The following is a 20697-nucleotide window of genomic DNA, read 5'->3' as shown; positions in this document are numbered from 1 at the left end:
ATAAGATCGTTCAACGCCTGCGGACAGGGTTAATGCATCTTTCGGCATTGACTTTCGGCACGCTGTTGAGTTCTCAAAAATCGGACGCACACCGCAGCTTCGCTTCTCAGCTAGGCTCCCGGGGCAACCTGCGTTACCTTACCGGACCAGAGTCACCGGGTCAAGCCCCAATTTTCCTGGTCCCCCACCCGCAACCAGCCGGCCGACCCGAGTCCGGAGACACGTTTCGGCTGCAGTAGCCTTGGGGGGTTCGGAGCGACCGGCCGCTTTCGCGTCCCGCGCCTCGCTCCAACAAGAAGAACATTACGTGGCTCCCAGGTGACGGGTCAAATCGGGTCCCGGTGGGCTGAATCACAGGCCTGTAATTTGCCTTGAGCAACCCGTCTGTGGGAGTGGTTCAGCCCCGCAGAACCCCTGCGAACGAACGCTTCCCACGCCGCAGGACCAGCACGCCACCGGGCAGCAGGTCGTCCGTTCCGGGCACGTACTCCGCGTCCTTCACCTTCTCGTTGTTCAGGTACGCGCCACCTTCGGCCACGATCCGCCGCGCAGCCGATTTGCTGGCCACCAGACCGGACTTCACCAGCAGATCGCCGTACGTCGGCATCGGTTCGCCGGCGCCCAGCTCTACGTGCGGTGCCTCCCGTAGCGCGGCCACCAGGGTCGAGCCGTCGAGCGAGCCCAACTCCCCCTGGCCGAAGAGCGCCCTCGACGCTTCCTGCACACGACGTGTCTCCTCAGCGCCGTGCACCAGCGTCGTGACGTCCTCTGCGAGCACCCGCTGCGCTTCTCGAGCCTGTGGGCGTTCTGCCGTCGCCTGCTCGAGCGCAGCGATCTCCTCTGCCGTGCGGAACGTGTAGAAGCGCACCAGCTGCATCACGTCTCGATCGTCGGCGTTGAACCAGAACTGGTAGAAGGCGTACGGCGACGTGAGCTCCTTGTCGAGCCACACCGACCCCGACTCCGTCTTGCCGAACTTGGTCCCGTCGGCCTTCGTCACCAGCGGCGTGGCCAACGCATGCGCCTTCCCCGACTCCGCACGCCGGATGAGCTCCACGCCGGCGGTCAGGTTCCCCCACTGATCGCTGCCACCGGTCTGCAACGTGCAGTTGTACCGCCGGTAGAGCTCCAGGAAGTCCAGCGACTGCAGCAGCACGTAGCTGAACTCCGTGTAGCTGATCCCCTGCTCCAGCCGCGCCTTCACCACCTCACGGCCGAGCATCCGGTTCACCGGGAAGTGCTTCCCGATGTCCCTGAGGAAGTCGAGCGTGTTGAGGTCCTTCGTCCAGTCGTAGTTGTTGACGATCCGCGCCGGGTTCGACAGCGACTCGTCGAAGTCGATGAACCTCTCGACCTGGCTGCGGACCCGCTCCACCCACTGGTGCACCAGGTCCTTCGGGTTCAGCACCCGCTCTGACGACTCCTTGGGGTCACCGATCAGTCCCGTGGCGCCGCCGACCAGTCCGATCGGGTTGTGCCCGGCCAACTGGAGCCGGCGGAGCGTCAGGAGCTGCAGGAGGTTGCCCATGTGCAGGCTCGGTGCGGTGGGGTCGAAACCGACATAGGAGGTGATCGGTCCCGCCGCCATCGAGGCCCGGAGGGCATCCGGATCGGTGGAGTGGGCGATCAGGCCACGGCTCTCCAGGTCGTCAAGTACCTGAGTGCGGCTTTCGGTCACTGGTTCTCTCCTCGAGTACGTCGGTCACCTCTAGTGTCCTGTACGGCGAGGAGCCACGGCTCAGGTGGGTTCGGGACGAGTCAACACCGACCGGAGCTGCGGACGAAGGGCATGTCCGTCCGGGCCCTGCACTGTGACAGCAGTCGGCCGGTGCGGGTCGTGGGCGCCCGGGTCCTGGTTCGGGACAGGAAGACCGTGGGACAGGACCTGCTCAGCGGGAGTCAGCTGGCGGATCGCGACGGCGAGCACCTGATCCGGGTGGGTCTGCGCGAAGTCGCCGTACAGCTGGGGGTCGTGCTGGCCGTCGTCACCGACCAGGACCCAGCGCACGTTCGGGAACTCGCGAGCCAGCCGGCGTAGGGCGGTCCGCTTGTGCTCCTGGCCGCTACGGAACCACCCGGTGTTCGTCGGCCCCCAGTCCGTCATCAGCAACGGCCCCGGCGGGTACCCGTGCCGCGCCAGGAAGCGTGTCAGCGTCGGCGCGGTATTCCACGCCCCGGTCGACAGATAGAACATCGGCGCACCGGGGTGGTCTGCCAGCAGCTCCTCGTAGAGCCCGGCCATACCCGGTACGACGCGGCGCGCCTGCTCGTCGCGGACGAACGTGTTCCACGCCGCGATCAGCGGACGCGGCAGCATCGTCAGGATGACCGTGTCGTCGATATCGCTGACCAGACCGAACGTGGCGTCCGGATCGGGCACGAAGATCCGCGCTCTGGCCTGCCTCTCGCCGTGGACGCCCAGCATGATCTCGTGCCACCCCGGCGGCAGCACTACCGGAACGGTCAGGTCAATGAACCCACCTCGATCCGTCACGGCGGTGAACGTCTGCCCGGAGACCGTCACGGTGACGAGCACCTTGGTCGCCGGTGCGGTCACGAACACCCGCCAGCCGCGCACGACCTGGTCCTCGTCATACCGAGGCTGGTTGCGCGGGTCCCGGCCCAGCACGACGCGCGCCAGGACGCGGACGTACTCCGTGGTGCCGTAGCCGACCTGCGGAATGATCCGTTCCTGCCAGCCGCGACGCCGCAGAACCGCCTGCAACCCGACGTTGAACCAGTCCTCGAGACGGGACGAGTAGTGCGGACGGGCCATACCAGAAACCTACCCGTCCCACGGGCCGCTAGTCGTCGGCACCCGCGGTCGTGCCTCACGTTTGATGCGTCCTTCACGAACTGTCCCCGGCGTCACCTACCTTCGTAGCCATGACCGCACTCGGAATGGTTTTTCCGCGCTCCTACCCCGCCGCCCTCGTCACCGACGTCGCTCGCCGCCTCGAAGAGGGTGGCGCCGACGAGATGTGGGTCTACGAAGACTGCTTCTACACCGCCGGACCTTCGCTGGCCGCGGCCGCGCTGTCAGTGACCGAGAGGCTGACGGTCGGCATCGGCATCCTGCCCGCGGTGGCGCGGACCGCCGCTGTGACTGCGATGGAGATCGCCACGCTGGCGGCGTTCGGGCCGGGGCGGTTGCTGCCGGGGATCGGGCACGGCGTGCAGCCGTGGATGGCGCAGATGGGGGTCAAGCAGAAGTCGCCGCTGACCGCGCTCGAGGAGGTCACGTCGACGGTCACCAGGCTGCTCGCCGGCGAGACCGTGAGCTTCCAGGGGCAGACGGTCTTCCTCGACAACGTCAAGCTCGAGACACCGCCGGTCACGCCGCCGCCGATCCTGCTCGGCGTCCAGGGGCCGAAGTCGATGGCGCTCGCCGGGCGGGTGGCAGGTGGTCTGATCCTCGCCGAGCCGGCGACGGCGCCGTACGTGCGGCAGTCGTTGGAGCAGGCCGGGTCGCCGGACGGGTTCGTGATGGGCGTGTTCGCGGCGATGTGCGTGCGCGAGGACCGCAAGGCGGCGTACGAGTGGTCGGCGCCGTGGCTGGAGTGGCACCTCGGGAGCAAGCCGCCGCAGCTGACCGCGCTGCCGTTCTTCGACGACCTGCAGAAGCTGTACGACGAGTCCGGCAAGGACGGGCTGGTCGGGATGCCGAGCGACTGGTGGACGCAGATCGGTGCGATCGGGACGCTGGACGACGCGGCGGCGCATGTGGAGACGCTGGAGGCGGCCGGGGTCGACCACGTCGGGTTCTTCCCGGACCCGGAGGTCGAGCACGGGCTACCGCAGCTCGACTATCTCTTGCAGCTGGCGAACCGCTAGCGCTTCTTCGGGACGTGCGGGCGGTACGGCGAGACCGTTGGGTCGCCCGGGATCCAGAAACGCCACGGGCGGTCGGCTGCCTCGCGCAGGCCGACGCGGGGGCCCGTGGCTGGTTCGCCGTCGAAGCCGGGGCCGTCGAGGAGCTGGATCGGTGAGCCCTTCGCGAGCAGGTCGGCGCCGTTGCCGTCACGCTCGATGCCGAGGGCAACGCACAACCGCGCCGGACCGCGCGCGAGGTCGCGGTCCGGGTTGATTCGCGGCTGCTTCACCACTGGGCCTTTGCGAAGCCCTACCGCCTGGTTGAACACAACCTTCTGCTCGGCCGGTTGCCCTCGGCGCTTCCGCGCCAGCTCGACTCCCTCGATCACCTCACCGGCCCGCAGCAGGACCGCGGACGGTGTGCCGTCCGGCCCGACCACCACGTTCATGCAGAAATGCATGCCGTAGGTGAAGTACACGTACAAGAACCCCGACGGGCCGAACATGATCGCGTTCCGCGGCGTCTCCCCGCGGTACGCGTGCGACCCCGGATCGTTCGGTCCGTCGTACGCCTCCACCTCGGTCAGACGGACGGCAACCGTGCCCTCGTCGGTCGTCCGCCGGACAATCATGCCAAGCAGCTTCGGCGCCACTTCCAAGACAGGACCGGCAAGAAGCGAACGACGCATCAGGCGAGGCGGTTGGTGTGGGTGGCGGCGCGGGTGCGGAGTTCGGCTAGTTGGGCAGCAACCTGGTCGGGGGCGGTGCCGCCTCGGGTGTTGCGGGAGGCCAGCGAGCCTTCGACGGTCAGGACTGTGCGGACCTCCGGGGTGAGGTGAGGGGAGATTGCAGCTAACTCGTCGTCGGTGAGGTCCCAGAGCTCGATGCCGCGTTTCTCGCAGGCCTGGACGCAGGCGCCGGCCAGTTCGTGGGCGACTCGGAAGGGGACCTTCTGGCGGACCAGCCACTCGGCGATGTCCGTGGCCAGCGAGAAGCCTTGCGGGGCCAGCTCCTCGAGGCGAGCGGCGTTGAAGCGGAGGGTGCGGATCATGCCGGTGAAGGCCGGCAGCAGGACCTCGAGCGTGTCGATGGAGTCGAAGACCGGCTCCTTGTCCTCCTGCAGGTCGCGGTTGTAGGCGAGCGGCTGCGCCTTCAGCGTCGCCAGCAGGCCGCTCAGGTTGCCGATCAGGCGGCCGGCCTTGCCGCGGGCCAGCTCGGCGATGTCCGGGTTCTTCTTCTGCGGCATGATGCTCGACCCGGTCGAGAACGCGTCGTCCAGCTCGACGAAACCGAACTCCTTCGTCGCCCAGATGATCACCTCCTCGGCCTGCCGGGACAGGTCGATCCCGATCTGCGCCGTCACGAACGCGAACTCGGCGACGAAGTCCCGCGACGACGTACCGTCGATCGAGTTCGCCGACGAGTTCGTGAAACCGAGCTCGGTCGCGACGTACTGCGGGTCGAGTCCGAGGGAGCTGCCCGCGAGGGCGCCCGAGCCGTACGGCGAGTCCGCGGCGACGCGCGCGTCCCAGTCGGCCAGCCGGTCCAGGTCGCGGATCAGCGGCCAGGCGTGCGCGAGCAGGTGGTGCGAGAGCAGGACCGGCTGCGCGTGCTGCAGGTGGGTCCGGCCCGGCATCGCGACGCCGAGGTGCTGCTCGGCCTGGTCGGCGAGCGTGGCGATCTGGTCGAGCACGAGGCGGGCGATGATCCGGCCGTGGTCGCGCAGGTAGCTCTTGAAAAGCGTCGCGACCTGGTCGTTCCGGGAGCGGCCGGCGCGCAGGCGGCCGCCTAGCTCGGGGCCGACGCGGTCGAGCAGGCCGTGCTCGAGCGCGGTGTGCACGTCCTCGTCGGCCTCGGCCGGGAGGAAGCGGCCCGCGAGTACGTCGTCCAGGAGCACGTCGAGGCCCGCGAGCATCGCGGTCAGATCGTCGTCGGTCAGCAGACCGGCGCGGTGCAGCACCTTGGCATGCGCCTTCGACCCGGCGATGTCGTACGGAGCCAGTCGCCAGTCGAACTGCGTCGACTTGCTCAGCGCCGCCAGGGCATCGGCAGGACCACCCGCAAACCGGCCGCCCCAGAGGGCCGCACTCTCACCAGAACTCACAAACTCATCCTCTCAGTCACTTGCTCAACAGCTTCCGCCAGGTGGTGGCGGTCGTCACGTCGTACGTCCGGCTGAAGTCGCAGCCCCACGCCACTGGCATCCCAATCGGGCCCGGCAGGTCCCGGATCGCACCTGCGATCAGCAGTCGGCTGCCGATCTCGTAGCGTGCGCCCGTCTCGTTGCCGGGGTCGTCGGTGCCGGCGCCGGGTGGCATCCACATCCGGACCTGCACCTGCTGGCCGCCTGACGGCCGAAACCACTCGTGCACGTCGAAGCTGACCGTCCAGGTCGTCAACCCACCAGGCCCCGCAGCTTTCACCGCCGACACGACGGTCCCGTCGAAGGCGAGCGTCACCTGCTGCAACGTCTTCGGCGAGTACGTGACAGCGCAGGAGGCACCCTGCTGCACCAGAGGTTTGCTGGTAGGAGCGGCACCTGTGGGTGGTACTGCGGTGGGGCCGCCGGACTGCTGCGTCCCAAGAACCCCAACCACAACAGCTACGACCGCAGCTGCGCCGAGGGCGGGTCCCAGCACACGACGCGCGGGCTTGCTGGGCCGGAGTTGGGCGCGGGCGTAGGCCAGGACCTCAGGCGAGGGGGGTGGGACCTCGCCTGCGGTCTTGAGGTCGGTCCAGGGGTCTGTCATCGGTCGGCCTCCTCTCGGAGGGTTAGGCGTTGTCCGGCTCGGTGGAGGCGGGAGCGGGCGGTGCCGGGCGGGATGTTGAGGACTTGGGCGGCTTCGGTGGGGGTCAGGTTCTCCCAGGCGATCAGGAGGAGCAGCTCTCGTTCGGGTGGTGGCAGGTCGGCTATTGCGGCGCGCAGGGCTGGTGCCAGAGCTGCCGCGTCCAGGCGGGCGTCCACCGCTGCGGTCTCGTCTGCTGGGCGGTCGATGCCGAAGAGGCGGACGACCGTCGTGGCGAGGCGGTGCTTGCGGTAGTACGTGTGCAGCACGTTGCGGGCGATGCCGAAGAGCCAGGCTCGCGGTGGGCCGACGGTGGAGTCGTACGTCGAGCGGGCGGCGTACGCCGTCACCCACACCTCACCCAGCAGGTCGTCTGCGACCTGCGACCGGCGACTCAGGTACGCGTGGATGTCCGGTCCGTGCTGTTCGACCGCTGTCACGAACCACTCGTCCATCCCAGCTCCTCCTCCGCCGACAGCCGTCACCCCTACTTAGCTGCAACCGGCAGGAGCGTTCGCGGACCTACTTGGTGTCGGAGCGGGCGGCCAGGGACAGGAAGCGGGCGGCGAGGGCCTCGCCGCCGGTGGGGTTGCGGGACACGACCATGACCGTGTCGTCGCCGGCGATGGTGCCGAGGACGTCGTCCAGCCCCACGTGGTCGATGGCCGACGCGAAGTACTGGGCCGCCCCCGGCGGGGTTCGCAGGATGACCAGGTTGGCGCTGCCCTCGGCCGACACCAGCAGCTCGGACGCGACACGCCCCAACCGGGCCTCGAACGCGGCCGCCTCACCAGCTCGCGGCGTCCGGTCCCCGCCCTCACCAGGTACGGCGTACACGAGCTGGCCGGACGAGTCGCGTACCTTCACCGCACCGATCTCCACCAGGTCCCGCGACAGCGTGGCCTGCCCGACGACGAGCCCGGACGCGGCCAGCAGGTCCGCCAGCTCGGTCTGCGACCGCACCGGCTGCCGCCCGAGCAGGTCGACGATCCGCTGCTGCCGCGCGGTCTTCGTAGTCGGTACGGCGATGCTCATGGCGTAAAACTCCTTGCAAGCAGCCACGACAGCAGCGCCTTCTGCGCGTGCAGCCGGTTCTCGGCCTCGTCCCAGACGACCGACTGCGGCCCGTCGATCACGGCCGCGTCGATCTCCTTGCCACGATAGGCGGGCAGGCAATGCAGAACGATCGCATCGGTCGCCGCCTTGCCGACCAGCTGCTCGGTCACGGCGTACGGCACGAACGGCGCCTCCCGCTCGGCCGCCTCCGCCTCCTGGCCCATCGACACCCACGTGTCGGTGGCAAGCACGTCCGCACCGTCCACAGCCGCCAAAGCGTCAGACGTCCACGTCGCCGATCCTCCGGTGGAGGCGCCGATCTCGGCAGCTCGCGCCAAGATCGCCGGGTCCGGCTGGTAGTCAGCAGGCGATGCCACGACGACATGCATGCCGGCGGTCGCACCACCGAGCAGGTAGGAGTGCGCCATGTTGTTGGCACCATCGCCCAGGTAGACCAGCTTCAGCCCGGCCGTCGAGCCCTTGTGCTGCCGCACGGTCAGCAGATCAGCCAGGATCTGGCACGGGTGGAACTCATCCGTCAGAGCATTCACCACCGGCACCCGCGACACCGCCGCCATCTCCTCGATCCGCGACTGCCCGAAGGTCCGCCACACGATCGCCGCGACCTGCCGGTCCAGGATCCGCGCGGTGTCCGCGATCGGCTCGCCCCGGCCCATCTGCGAGGTCTGCGCGTCGATGATCAGCGGTACGCCGCCCAGCTCGGCGATCCCGACCGCGAACGAGATCCGGGTCCGGGTCGACGTCTTGTCGAAGATCACCGCGACCGTCTTCGGCCCCACCAGCGGCTGGTGCGCAAAACGATCGCCGGACAACTGCGCCGCCAGGGTCAGTACCTCGTCCTGCTCGACCGGCGACAGGTCGTCATCACGCAAGAAGTGCCGAGGACTCACGAGGCCTCCACCTGATCCAGCAGCCCCGGGAGGGCCGCGACGAAACTGTCCGCATCAGCCTTGCTGAGGATGTACGGCGGCGCCAGCCGCAACGCGTTCGGAACCGGGTTGTTGATCACGAAACCGGCCCCCAGCGCGAGCGCGGCGACCTGGTCCGACACCGGCTGGGTCAGCTCGATCGCGAGCAGCAGCCCGCGGCCCCGGACGCCGGCGATCAGCGGGTGGTCGAGCGCGAGGATCGACGCGGCCAGGTGGTTGCCGATGGCATTCACCTGGCTGAGCAGTCCGTCCCGCTCGATCACGGTCAGCACGGCCAGTCCGGCGATCGCCGCGACCGGGTTCCCGCCGAAGGTCGTCCCGTGGTTCCCCGGCTGCAGCAGGTCCGCGGCCGCGCCGAGCCCGACGCACGCCCCGATCGGGATCCCCGCGCCCAGCCCCTTGGCCACCGTCACCAGGTCCGGCACGATGCCCTCGGTCTGGTACGCGAACCACGTCCCGGTCCGCCCGATCCCGGTCTGGATCTCGTCCAGCCACAGCAGCGCGCCGTGCTCGGACGTGATGCTCCTGGCCGCCCGCAGGTAGCCGGCCGGCGGTACGACGACCCCGTTCTCGCCCTGGATCGGCTCGAGGATGACGGCCGCCGTCCGGTCGTCGACGGCCGCGGCGAGCGCCTCGGCATCGCCGTACGGGACGAACTCCACGTCGCCGGGCAGCGGCGCGAAGGCTTCGCGGTACGCCGGCTTCCAGGTCACCGCGAGCGCGCCCATCGACCGGCCGTGGAACGCGCCGACGGTCGAGACGATCTTGGTCCGGCCGGTCCGGCGGGTGATCTTGAACGCTGCCTCGTTCGCCTCGGTGCCGGAGTTCGTGAAGAACACCTTGCCCGGTGCCTCGAACAGGCCGAGCAGCTTCTCGGCGAGCGCGATCTGCGGCGCGGAGGCGAAGAAGTTCGAGACGTGGCCGAGAGTGGCGAGCTGCGAGGTCACCGCGGACACGACGAACGGGTGCGCGTGCCCGAGGCAGTTGACCGCGAGCCCGCCGAGCAGGTCGAGGTACTTGTTGCCGTCGGCATCCCACAGGTACGCGCCCTCGCCGCGGACCAGCACCCGCTTCGGCGCGCCGAAGGTGTTCATCAGCGCGCCGGAATAGCGCTCGGTCAGCGCCGCCTGCGTACCGTCGACAGTTAGCAGCTCGGTCATGACGGGATCACCTGGGTTCCATTTCCGGCGTCGGTGAAGATCTCGAGCAGCAGCGAGTGCGGGACGCGGCCGTCGATGACGGTCGCCCGGGACACGCCGGACTGGACCGCGCGCAGGCAGGCCTCCATCTTCGGGACCATGCCGGAGGCGAGCGACGGCAACAGCTCGGCCAGCTCGGCCGCGTCGATCTGCGTAATGATCTCGTCGCTGTTCGGCCAGTCCCGGTAGAGCCCGGCGACATCGGTCAGTACGACGAGCTTCTCGGCGCCGAGCGCGACCGCCAGCGCCGCGGCGGCGGTGTCCGCGTTGACGTTGTGCGCCTGGCCGTCCTCGTCCGGCGCGATCGTCGAGACCACCGGGATCCGGCCCGCGTCGATCAGGTCGACGACCGCCTCCGGCCGTACTTCGACCACGTCGCCGACCAGCCCGATGTCGACATGTTCCCCGTCCACGAACGCGGTACGGCGTTCGGCGGTGAACAGCCCCGCGTCCTCGCCGGACATGCCGACCGCGAACGGACCGTGAGCGTTGAGCAGCCCGACGAGCTCCCGGCCGACCTTGCCGACCAGGACCATGCCGACGACGTCCATCGCCTCGGGCGTGGTGACCCGCAGCCCGCCGCGGAACTCGCTGTCGATGCCGAGCCGGCCGAGCATGTCGCTGATCTGCGGGCCGCCACCGTGCACCACGACGACGCGAACCCCGGCGTACCGGAGGAAGACGATGTCCTCGGCGAACGCCCGCTTGAGCTTCTCGTCGACCATCGCGTTGCCGCCGTACTTCACCACGACCGTCTTGCCGTGGAACTGCTTCAGCCACGGCAGCGCCTCGGTCAGGACAGCGGCCTTCTCGATGGCCCCCGGGAAAACGGTCATGAGGAGTACGCCGAGTTCTCTTCGACGTACGCGTGCGACAGGTCGGTGGTCAGTACGGTCGCCGACGCGGGCCCCGCGTGCAGGTCGATCAGTACGTCGATCTCGAGGCCGCTGAGGTCCGCCTCGGAGCGGTCGACGCCCTTGCCACCGGCGACACAGATGGCGGCACCGTTCAGCGTGATGTCCAGCAGCGCCGGCTCGAACGCGGTCGGGGCGTTGCCGACGGCCATCGCGATCCGGCCCCAGTTCGGGTCGGAGGCGAAGAACGCGGTCTTGCAGAGGTTGTCCTCGGCAACGATCTTCGCGGCGGCCAGCGCCTCCGCCTCGGTCGCCGCGCCCTGCACGGTGATGCTGACGTGCTTGGTGACGCCCTCGGCGTCGGCCTGCAACTGCTTCACCAGATCGGCGGCGAGCGCGGTCAGCGCGGCCTCGAACGCCTCCGGCGTCACGGTCACCCCGGACGCACCCGAGCTGAGCAGCAGCACGGTGTCGTTGGTCGACGTACCGCCGTCGACGTCGAGCCGGTTGAAGGTCTTGCCGACCGCGTTGCGGAGCGCGTGGTCGAGGTGCGGCTGGTCGAGCACAGCGTCGGTGGTGAGCACGCTCAGCATGGTCGCCATGTTCGGCGCGCACATGCCGGCGCCCTTGGCGAACCCACCGATGCTCCAGCCGTCCGGGTGCTTCAGCGCGGCCTGCTTCGGCACGTTGTCGGTCGTCATGACCGCGGTCGCCGCGGCCAGGCCATGCTCGGGGCTGTCGCCCAACGCGTCCACCGCGGCGGAGATCCCAGAGAGCACTGCGGGCATCGGAAGGCGTTCGCCGATCAGGCCGGTCGAGCAGACGCCGATCTCGGCAGCACCGACCCCGAGCGCGGAGGCCAGCTCCTCGGCGGTCTTGTGCGTGTCCTGAAAGCCTTCCGGGCCGGTGCACGCGTTCGCGCCGCCCGAGTTGAGCACGACCGCCTTCAACCGGCCGGCCGTGAGGACCTGCTGCGACCAGAGCACCGGCGCGGCCTTCACCTTGTTGGTGGTGAAGACGCCGGCGGCGACGTCGTGCGGACCGTCGTTGACCACGACGGTGAGGTCCGGCGTACCGGCGGGCTTGATCCCGGCGATCACCCCGGCCGCGCGGAAGCCGGCCGGCGCGGTCACTCCGGCGCTCCGATCGACTTGGGTGGCGGGAGTGACGGCAAGGGTCACGGTGCTACTCCTACGAGGGGAAGGGCCGTGGTCTCGTCGAGACCGAGGGCCAGGTTCATGCACTGCACGGCGCCGCCGGCGGTGCCCTTGGTGAGGTTGTCCATCGCGGCCACGATCACTGCGCGGCCGGTGCGCCGGTCGAGGGCGACCTGGAGCAGCACGGTGTTCGCAGCGAGCGTGGACTGGGTCTGCGGCCACTGCCCCTCGGGGAGCAGGTGCACGAACGGCTCGTCGGCGTACGCGTCCTCGTACGCCTTCCGCAGTACTGCGTAGTCGGTGCCATCGGCGACCGGGGCGCTGCAGGTGGCGAGGATGCCGCGGGGCATCGGCGCGAGCACCGGGGTGAACGAGACGCTCACCGGTTGGTCGGCGTACGGCGTCAGGTTCTGCTCGATCTCCGGGGTGTGGCGGTGTACGCCGCCGACGCCGTACGCCGAGACGGAGCCCATCACCTCGGCGCCGTGCAGGTTCTGCTTCGGGGCCTTGCCCGCGCCCGACGTGCCGCTGACCGCGACCACGACGAGCTGGGCGGGGTCGACGAGACTGGCCTGTACGGCAGGAAGCAGGGCGAGAGTGGAGACGGTGGGGTAACAACCCGGTACGGCGACCCGGTTCGACCCGCGGAGCTTGTCCCGCTGCCCGGGGAGCTCCGGGAGCCCGTACGGCCAGGAGCCGGCGTGCTCGCCGCCGTAGAACTCGACCCACGCCTCGGCCTCGGTCAGCCGGAAGTCCGCGCCGCAGTCGATCACGGTGACGTCCTCGCCGAGCTGATCGGCGATTCCGGCGGACTGTCCGTGCGGCAGGGCCAGGAACACCACGTCGTGACCGGCGAGGTTCTCCGCCGTGGTCTCGACCAGCAGACGCCCTGCCAGCGGCACGAGGTGCGGGTGGTGGGCGCCGAGCGCCGTACCGGCGTTTCCACCGGCGGTGAGCGCACCGATCTCGACCGCGGGGTGCGTGCTCAGCAACCGGAGCAGCTCGCCCCCCGCATATCCACTGGCACCGGCCACCGCCACCTTCACACTCATGTGAATGAGTATGTCACAACCCGAATGAATATCCAATCGCGCTGGGAGCCTCAGCTATTTCCTCTTGAGTAAAGCATCCGGGCGGCGACCCCTCGCCGTGGTCAGACTGATGGCGTGCCGACGGAGAAAGAGCGACAGCGGGTCAGCTATGCGGTGTTCGTCTGCTGGCTGGTCGCGGTGGTCGCCGGGTACGGCGTGCTGTGGCTCTTCACGTCCGGCGAACTCCACGCGAGCTGTCGAGGGGTGGAAGGTGACGGCTTCTGCTGGTCCGACCGGGACGAGCTGACCCTCGCCGCTCTGTTGGTCGGATCCTGGATCGTCCCCATCGAGGCTGGCCTTGGGGTCCTGGCCACCCACCTCTACACCAAGCGCCACTGGAGCGCTTTCACCACCGGCACCCTCGCCTTCTTCAGCACAGCACCATTGACCGGCACCCTCTTCGCGTACCTCAGCTTCGCCTGAGATATGTGTGACCCAGCTCATGTCACAGGCCTACCGGTGAGAGGTGTCCAAGGGGTCGACGACTCTTGGAGGCTGAGGCTGTGACGTCTACACGGAGCTGGAGCGTGCGATGACCGAGGAGGAGCTCGCGCGGGAGTTCGCTGAGCACAGGTCGGTGCTGGTGCGAGCGGCGTACCGGGTGGTGGGAAGTGTCACCGACGCGGAGGACGTGGTGCAGGAGGCGTGGCTGCGGTGGGCGCGGGCCGAGCACGAGGAAGTGCGGGACGTGCGCGCCTACCTGATCCGGATCACGACCCGGCTCGCCCTCACCAGGCTGCGGCAGCAGAAGGCGCGCCGGGAGCAGTACGTCGGCCCGTGGCTCCCTGAGCCGCTCGCCGAGACCGCCGACCCGGCTGACGCGGCCGAGCTCGCGGACTCGGTCAGCATGGCGATGCTCGTCGTACTCCAGACCCTTTCACCGCTCGAGCGCGCGACGTTCGTCCTGCGTGAGGTCTTCGACCTGCCGTACGGCGAGATCGCGGACACGCTCGGGCGGTCCGAGAGCGCAGTACGGCAGCTCGCGCACCGGGCCCGGGACCACGTCCACGCCCGGCAGCCGCGGCACCACGTCGACAAGGCGCGGCACAACGAGCTGACCCTGCGGTTCATGCAGGCGGCCGGGTCCGGCAACTTCGACGAGGTGGTGTCGCTGCTCGCGCCGGACGCCGTACTGATCAGCGACGGCGGCGGCAAGAAGAAGGCCGCGCTGCGCCCGATCAACGGGCCGGAGAAGATCGCCCGCTGGCTGTTCGCGGTGATCGCGGAGAACCCGAACTACGAGATCCGGATGGCGACGCTGAACGGCGAGACCGCGTTCATCGCGTACTTCGACGACGAGCCGGACACCGTCGCGTTCCTGAAGAGCGACGGCGGCCTGATCAGCGAGCTGTACCTGATCCGCAACCCGGACAAGCTGGGCACCGTCCCGCCGCGACACACCCTAGAGACGTAGACTATCTGCAACTCAGTCGCATCTGGAGGTGTCGTGAAGTACCTGGTGGTGGAGCCCGACGAGGCGCTGGACCCGACGCTGCGGGCAGACCTGCTGGACACCTGGATCGCGGCGACCGACGCCGGCGGCGCGGTCGGCTTCACCCCACCCGCGCCGGTCGGCCTGGTCGCGGGGACGCTGGACGACGCGCTCAGCCGGGTCGCCGCGGGTCTGGACCTGCTCGGGGTGCTGCACACCGGCGAGCGGTACGCCGGGATGGGCCTGCTCGTCAGCCACCGCAGTGCACTCAACGCGCACTGGCGGACGGTGCTGCGCGTCATGGTGCATCCGCAGCACCAGGGAGGCGGCGCTGGCCGCGTGCTGATGGAGGGACTGCGCGGATCGGCGGTTGACCTTGGTCTGGAGCAGCTGCAGCTGACCATCCGGGATGGGCTCGGGCTGGAGGGTTTCTACGAGCCGCTTGGGTACCGCGTGGTCGGCCGGCACCCACGGGCGGTCCGCGTCGCGCCGGACGACTACCGCGACGAGGTCATGCTGGTGCTGGACCTTTAGCGGCGTGTGCGGGCCAGGGTGACGAGTGCTGCGCCCAGGGCCGTGATGAGGACGGCGAGGGTGAGCAGGACGGTCGGTAGTCCACTGGTCGCCTCAGCTCGCACGACCGGGGCTGGGCGTACCGGCGGTGGTGTGGCGTCGATGGTGACGCTGACCGGTGCGGTGGCAACCTGGCCGGTGCCGTCGGTGCGCTCGTAAACCTGTCGGGTCCTACCGGTGAAGCCCTGGGCCGGCTTGAGTGTGATGGTGCCGTCCGGCGCCACCGACCACGTGCCGGAGCCGTTGGTCAGCCGTTGAGCGCAGGTGGTCGCGGTTCGAAGGCAGATCTTCGAAGGCCCGCCGTTGGCCACCGGATTGACGACGACCGGGTTGCCTCGCGTGCCGGTCGCCGCGATCGGTGTCGCCTTGGCGAGGAGCGGTCCGGCGACGGTCACGTCAACGAGCGCGGTGTTGGACGTGCCGTTCGCGTCGGTCACGCGGTACCCCAGCGATCGCGTCGTACCGATGAAGTCCTGCACCGGCGTGAACGTGATCGTGCCGTCCGCGCCGACGGCGAAGTTCCCTTCTTCGGGGACAGCTACGGTCTTCTTGAGCGCGCCGTCGGCCGGATCACGCAGTACGACGGACGCCGGCAGCAGCGGCGCCGACGCGTCGCCGGGCTTGTCGTTGCCGAGGACCTTGACGACGACCGCCGTGCCGTACGCCGTGTCCGCGCTGTCGTCGACCGTGATCGGCCGCACCGGGACGACCGCGACCGTGATCGTCGCGCGGGCGGAGTTGCCGTTGCTGTCCTTCACCTCGTACGCCACCGGCCGCGTCGTACCGACGAACTTCGTCACCGGGCTGAACGTCACCTTGCCGTCAGCAACGACGTACTCACCCTGACCGGCGACCGTCACCGTGGAAACCAGCGCGCCGTCCGGCCCGACCAGCAGCACCGATGCCGGATCGAGGGTCGCGCCGGGTCCGGGCTTGTCGTTGGCGAGCGGGTCGATCACGACCGCGACGTGCTCCTTGGTCCGCGCCACGTCGGGCGCCGCGACCGGCCGGTCCTGCACGGTGACCGTCAGCGTGCCGGCGCCGACCGTCCCGTTGCGATCGGCAACCTCGTACCCCACCGGCGTCACCGCACCCGCGAACCCGTCCACCGGAGCAAACCGAATCCCGCCCGACGGCTGGACCGTGAATGTCCCCTCCCCCGCGACCACCAGCGACGCCACCGCGTCTCCGGTCGCCGGATCGACCAGCTGCACCTCGCCGAGCGGCGCGCTCGCGTCTCCCGGCTTGTCGTTCGCCAGCACGTCGACCGTCACCGCGGTCCCGTACGGCGTCGCCGCCTGGTCGTCCACGATCACCGGCGTCACCGGCGTCACGGTCACCGCGACCGTCGCGGCCGCCACGTTCCCCGAGGTGTCGGTGACCCGATAAGCGATCGACACCACCCCGCGGTACGCCGGCTCGGGATCGAAGGTGATCTTCCCGCTCGCCGTGTCCGCCGCAAAGGTGCCCTGTCCGGGGATGACGGCCTTACGGTCCCAGCTGTCTAGGACGGCAGCCGTCCGCGCGAACACTTGCACGGTCGTCTTGTCGAGCTGAGCCCCGGTCCCCGGCTCGTCGTTGGCGAGCGGATCAACCGTCACCGTGACGTTCTGCTTGGTGGTCATCGCATCCGCCACCGCCGACGGACCTTTGCCGACCGTCAGCAGCAACAGGCCTTCCGCGGTCGAGCCGTTGTCGTCGCTGATCCGGTACGTCGTCGGCGTCGTCACGCCCTGGAATCCCTTCGCCGGCGTGAACGTGATCGTCCCGTCGTTCCCGGCCTGATAGGTCCCTTCGCCGGCCCGCGTCAACGTCTTCCCGTAGTGCCCGGCCGCGTCCTTCAGCACCAGACTCGCGGAGACGAGCGGCGCCGACGGATCGCCGGCCTTGTCGTTCGCGAGCACGTCGACCGTGATCGCGTGCCCGTACGGCGTGATGGCCGAGTCGTCGAGCGTCACCGGCCAGATCGGCGTGACCGTCATACTCAACGTCGACGCCGCGTAGTTCCCGTCCGAGTCCGCGACCCGGTAGTTGATCGGCAGTGCCTTGCCCCGGAAGGCCGGCACCGGGTCGAACGTCACGAACCCGTCGGCGTCGACGGTGTACGTGCCCTGGTTGGCGACCGTGACCTGCTTCAGATACCCGGTGGTGCGCGCGGCAGGGTCGAGCAGCCCGACCGAGGTCTTGTCGAGCTTCGCGTCCGACCCTGGGCTGTCGTTCGACAAGACGTTGACGGTTACGGTGATGTCCTGCAGGGTCGACGCACTGTCGGCCGCCGCGACCGGCGGCTGCCCGACCGTGACCGTCAGCTTCGCCGTCGTCAACGTCCCGTTGCGGTCGGCCACCTGGTAGGTCACCGGCGTGCCTGGGCCGCGGAACGTCGCGCCGGGATCGAAGATCACCACTCCCCCGGCCGCCGTGTAGACACCCTCATTCAGGATCGTGACCGTTGCCTTCAGCAACCCATCGGCCGGGTCCACGAGCAGCAAACTGCCCGGCACCAGCGGCGCGGTCGGATCGCCCGGCTTGTCGTTCGCCAGCACGTTGACCGTCAGGGTCTTGTCGTACGGAGTCCTACCCACGTCATCGACCGCGACCGGGGTGATCGGCGTGATCGTCACCGTGATCGTCGACCGCGCGGTCTGGCCGAACCGGTCGGCCACCCGATACGTCAGCCTGGTCGCCGTCCCGGTGAACCCGGGCAACGGATCGACCGTGACCGTCCCGTCCGGGTTGACCTGGTAGCTCGCCTCGCCTGGGATCTTCACCAGCTTCTTCATCGAGCCGTCGGCCGGGTCGAGGATCGCGAGGCTGAGCGGGTCCAGTCCGGTGCCCTCACCGGCGGTGTCGTTCACCAGCGGGCTCAGCCGCAGCGGCACGTTCTGCTTGCCTGTGGCGGTGTCCGGCTTCGCCGTTGGCGGCGCGGGCTTGGCGACGGTCACGGTCAGGTTCGCCATGGCCAGCGTCCCGTTCACGTCCGAGACGCGGTACCCGATCGGCGACGCGACTCCGGTGAACGTCGGCACCGGGTCTACCGAGATCTTGCCGTCCGGGACCACGGTGTACGTCGCTTCGCCGGCGACCACGACCGTCGTCCTCGGCTGCTTGGTCTTCGGATCGATCAGCAGCACGCTGCTCGGCACCAGCGGGACCGCCGGATCGCCGGCCTCGTCGTTCGCGAGCACGGACACGGTGACGGCGGTGTCGTACGCCGTACTCGCGGTGTCGTCGGACGCGTCCGGCTGGACCTTGGCCACCTGCACGGTCAGCGTCGAGCGGCCGATCGCTCCGTTGCCATCGGCAACCTGATAGCCGATCGGGGTCGCGACACCGCTGAACGCGGGCACAGGCTCGAACACAACCTTCCCGTCGGGCTTCACCAAATACTTGCCCTCGCCAGGTACGACGAGGGTGGAGCCCGCAGCCGGACGGCTTGCGGCTGCGCCGGCCGGCGCAGCGCGGCTCGGGGCGGTCAGTTGCACGGTGGCCGGGTCCAGAGGTGATCCGGTGGGGCCTGGCTTGTCGTTGTCGAGGACCGCAATCAGGATGGCTTGACCCTGGAGCGTAGTGATCGTGTCCGGATTCGCCACCGGCGGTCCGGGCGCGTCGACGGAGACCGTGAGCTCGGCCCGCGCCGCCGTACCGTTCAGGTCGAGCACCTGATACGTCACCGCCGTACCGACACCGTGAAAACCGTGCACCGGCTCGAAGGTCACCTTGCCGGCGCTGACCACGTAGGTGCCCTGCCGCGGGACCATCACCGTTTCGACCAGCTTGTGGGTGATCGGATCGACCAGCTGCAGCGAGGCCGGATCGAGCGGCGCATTCACCGAGCCGGCGACGTCGTTCGCGAGCACAGGTACGACGATGTCCGTATCGAACGGGGTGCTCACCGAGTCGCCGTTGGCGACCGGCTTCACCGGTGTCACCGTGACGGTCAGCGTCGACTCGGCGGTCTGATGCGTGGTGTCGGTGACCCGATACCCGATCGTCGTCCCCACGCCGGTGAACTGCGCGGTCGGCACGAAGTCCACGCCACCGTCAGGCTTGACGACGTACGAGCCCTCGCCGGAGATCACGACCGTCTTCTTCAACGCGCCGTCCGCCGGATCACGCAGGACCACCGACGACGGCACAAGCTGCACACCGTCCGCCGTCTTGTCGTTGGCCAGCGGCTTGACCGCGATACTCACGTTCTGCGGAGTCGTCGCGGTATCGGGATTGGCAACCGGCCGATCCGGCAGGGAAACAGTCAGCGTGAGCTTGGCCGTTGCGGTCGTGCCGCTGACGTCCGCGATGCGATAGATCACCGGCTTGGCCGGTCCGACGAAGCCCGGCACCGGCTCGACCCGGATCGTCCCGTCGGGCCGGGCGACGTACTTGGCCTCGCCGACCACGTTCACCATCACCACGCACTTCGCCCCGTCGACAAGGCAGAGCGAGCTGGGCTTCAGCGGCGTGGCAGGATCCCCAGGCTTGTCGTTGGCCAGCACATCAACCACGGTGTCCGTGTTGAACGCGGTGGTCGCCGCATCGTCAACCGGCACGGGCGGTGGCGGCGGGGTGATCGCGAACGGATAGTCCTCGACCTCACCCGAATCCGCGGCACCGACCGGCTTCTCGATCTGCGCCTCGTCGTACCCGACCCGGACCCGCGCGTACGTCGCGCCCGCCTTCGGACTCAGCTCCGACCAGCGCAGCGTGACCGTGGTCTGCCGGGCCGCGAACGGCGCACAGGCGCGCTCGACCGGCGCGAAGGCGCCGTTGCCGTCGAGATCGATCCACGCACACGCCCGCCCGACCTTCGAAGCACCAGCCAGGCGCACGTCCGCGGCGTACGTCGTGGCGTTGGTGTGCAGCGGCTGGAAGGTGACGCCGTCGTCACCCTGATCCGGCACCGTCGGACCGCTGGTGCCGTTGGCAACCTCCGAGTTGTCCTCGGTGACGGCCTGCCCGAGCTGGAGGTCGCTCAGCACCGACCACGCGGCGCCGTACGACGTCGGCGCATCGCCGAAATCCTCCGGCGTGGAGGCCACGATCGAGAAGGCGTCCCCGGACGACCCGAGGTTCAACGCCGGAAGCTTCGGATGCTTCGTGAAGAACGCGGTGAGCTCGAAGCTGACCTTGGTGACCAAACCGTTCACCCGGACCGAACCGCACGCGGCCGTCGCGGTGGCGTCCAGACCGGTGCCGGTCTTGGTGTTGACGCAGTTCGGACCGGCGTCGTGGACGGCCGCGCCGATCGTGTCGCTGGTGACCGCGAGGTTGTTGCCTGTCCCCACCTTGCTCAGACTCAGTCCGGCCGTCGTGAGTTTGAGGATCGAGTGCAGCTCGGACTGCGCGGTCGGTGTGCCGCTCACGGTCCTGGTGACGCTGCCGCCGATGCCGCCGAGGTGTAGCACCGGGTTGCGCACCGGCTGCGAGAACGCGATCGTCACCGTGCCGCGATCGCCGCACCCGCCGGTCGACGCACAGTCGCCGGTGTTCACGATCACGTCCTGCGCGGGCGTGGTCGCCGCAATCGCCGGCTGGTACGTCGTCGGCCCGCTGCCGCGGAACCCCGCGGTCGTCGGGTCGCCGAGCTCGGTCCGGCCGGCGACCGAGATCGTCTGCCGCAGACCGGAGCCCGGCATGACGGCACTGGCCGACTCTCCGAAAGGTGCCGTCGGCACCTGGTACGCCGTGGCGTCGATCGTGCCGAGCGCCAGCAGGCCGGTGACGGCACACACGGCCGCGACCGGTCGGGTTGCCCGCATCTGTCCCGCCCTCCCGAGCATTCACGACGT

The 20697-nt window shown here is 69.3% G+C and carries 17 protein-coding genes; 4 read left to right on the top strand and 13 right to left on the bottom strand.

The genetic code is table 11. The annotated features are described in order from the left end of the window. Positions 1-397: 397 nt before the first annotated feature. On the bottom strand, positions 398-1678 hold the full coding sequence (gene tyrS, locus AB0E69_RS40020; protein ID WP_360159326.1) for a tyrosine--tRNA ligase: 1281 nt from the start codon (positions 1676-1678) through the stop codon (positions 398-400). A 60-nt stretch (positions 1679-1738) separates the two neighbouring features. Next, complete coding sequence (locus AB0E69_RS40015; protein ID WP_360159324.1) at positions 1739-2776, bottom strand: phosphatase domain-containing protein; 1038 nt, start codon at positions 2774-2776, stop codon at positions 1739-1741. Between the two features lie 110 nt (positions 2777-2886). On the opposite strand from AB0E69_RS40015, the gene AB0E69_RS40010 reads away from it, so the two are divergent. Further along, the gene (locus AB0E69_RS40010) at positions 2887-3834 is read left to right on the top strand and encodes an LLM class flavin-dependent oxidoreductase (RefSeq protein WP_360159321.1); all 948 of its coding nucleotides are present in this window, start codon (positions 2887-2889) and stop codon (positions 3832-3834) included. Here AB0E69_RS40010 and AB0E69_RS40005 read toward each other — a convergent pair. The 10 genes from AB0E69_RS40005 to argC all read right to left on the bottom strand — a co-directional run bounded on the left by AB0E69_RS40005 (position 3831) and on the right by argC (position 12867). Then, a complete protein-coding gene (locus AB0E69_RS40005) occupies positions 3831-4502 on the bottom strand; it encodes a DNA-3-methyladenine glycosylase (protein ID WP_360159318.1) in 672 nt (223 codons plus the stop codon). The genes AB0E69_RS40010 and AB0E69_RS40005 overlap by 4 nt on opposite strands. Beyond that, positions 4502-5917 (bottom strand): argininosuccinate lyase, encoded by a 1416-nt coding sequence (gene argH, locus AB0E69_RS40000; RefSeq protein WP_360159315.1) that lies wholly within the window; start codon positions 5915-5917, stop codon positions 4502-4504. Before argH ends, AB0E69_RS40005 begins: the two co-directional genes overlap by 1 nt. A gap of 16 nt (positions 5918-5933) precedes the next feature. Beyond that, positions 5934-6563 (bottom strand): hypothetical protein, encoded by a 630-nt coding sequence (locus AB0E69_RS39995; protein ID WP_360159312.1) that lies wholly within the window; start codon positions 6561-6563, stop codon positions 5934-5936. Beyond that, positions 6560-7054, bottom strand: coding sequence for an RNA polymerase sigma factor (locus AB0E69_RS39990; RefSeq protein ID WP_360159309.1), 495 nt, complete (start codon positions 7052-7054; stop codon positions 6560-6562). Before AB0E69_RS39990 ends, AB0E69_RS39995 begins: the two co-directional genes overlap by 4 nt. Positions 7055-7121: 67 nt before the next feature. After that, a complete protein-coding gene (locus AB0E69_RS39985; RefSeq protein ID WP_360159306.1) occupies positions 7122-7634 on the bottom strand; it encodes an arginine repressor in 513 nt (170 codons plus the stop codon). Continuing rightward, positions 7631-8566: an ornithine carbamoyltransferase gene (gene argF / locus AB0E69_RS39980; RefSeq protein ID WP_360159303.1), complete on the bottom strand. Its 936-nt coding sequence runs from the start codon at positions 8564-8566 to the stop codon at positions 7631-7633. Before argF ends, AB0E69_RS39985 begins: the two co-directional genes overlap by 4 nt. Then, complete coding sequence (locus AB0E69_RS39975; protein WP_360159300.1) at positions 8563-9765, bottom strand: acetylornithine transaminase; 1203 nt, start codon at positions 9763-9765, stop codon at positions 8563-8565. The genes argF and AB0E69_RS39975 overlap by 4 nt, the downstream gene beginning before the upstream one ends. Beyond that, positions 9762-10640 (bottom strand): acetylglutamate kinase, encoded by an 879-nt coding sequence (gene argB, locus AB0E69_RS39970; protein ID WP_360159297.1) that lies wholly within the window; start codon positions 10638-10640, stop codon positions 9762-9764. Before argB ends, AB0E69_RS39975 begins: the two co-directional genes overlap by 4 nt. After that, positions 10637-11839, bottom strand: a complete 1203-nt coding sequence (gene argJ / locus AB0E69_RS39965; protein WP_360159294.1) for a bifunctional glutamate N-acetyltransferase/amino-acid acetyltransferase ArgJ — start codon at positions 11837-11839, stop codon at positions 10637-10639. Before argJ ends, argB begins: the two co-directional genes overlap by 4 nt. Beyond that, positions 11836-12867: an N-acetyl-gamma-glutamyl-phosphate reductase gene (gene argC, locus AB0E69_RS39960; protein ID WP_360159291.1), complete on the bottom strand. Its 1032-nt coding sequence runs from the start codon at positions 12865-12867 to the stop codon at positions 11836-11838. The genes argJ and argC overlap by 4 nt, the downstream gene beginning before the upstream one ends. A 114-nt stretch (positions 12868-12981) precedes the next feature. Here argC and AB0E69_RS39955 point away from each other — a divergent pair, with 114 nt between their 5' ends. The 3 genes from AB0E69_RS39955 to AB0E69_RS39945 all read left to right on the top strand — a co-directional run bounded on the left by AB0E69_RS39955 (position 12982) and on the right by AB0E69_RS39945 (position 14872). Beyond that, a complete protein-coding gene (locus AB0E69_RS39955; RefSeq protein WP_360159288.1) occupies positions 12982-13329 on the top strand; it encodes a hypothetical protein in 348 nt (115 codons plus the stop codon). 109 nt (positions 13330-13438) lie between these two features. Continuing rightward, complete coding sequence (locus tag AB0E69_RS39950; RefSeq protein ID WP_360159285.1) at positions 13439-14320, top strand: RNA polymerase sigma-70 factor; 882 nt, start codon at positions 13439-13441, stop codon at positions 14318-14320. A gap of 33 nt (positions 14321-14353) precedes the next feature. Next, positions 14354-14872 (top strand): GNAT family N-acetyltransferase, encoded by a 519-nt coding sequence (locus tag AB0E69_RS39945; RefSeq protein WP_360159282.1) that lies wholly within the window; start codon positions 14354-14356, stop codon positions 14870-14872. Here the strand turns inward: AB0E69_RS39945 and AB0E69_RS39940 are convergent. Then, complete coding sequence (locus AB0E69_RS39940) at positions 14869-20667, bottom strand: tandem-95 repeat protein (protein ID WP_360159279.1); 5799 nt, start codon at positions 20665-20667, stop codon at positions 14869-14871. The two genes, AB0E69_RS39945 and AB0E69_RS39940, sit on opposite strands and share 4 nt — an antisense overlap. Positions 20668-20697 lie beyond the last annotated feature (30 nt).

It is taken from the genome of Kribbella sp. NPDC026611, from assembly GCF_040638345.1.
In the GTDB taxonomy this organism is placed as follows: Bacteria; Actinomycetota; Actinomycetes; order Propionibacteriales; family Kribbellaceae; genus Kribbella.
Note: the sequence above shows the minus strand (reverse complement) of the source record. Positions and strands in the feature narration are given on the sequence as shown.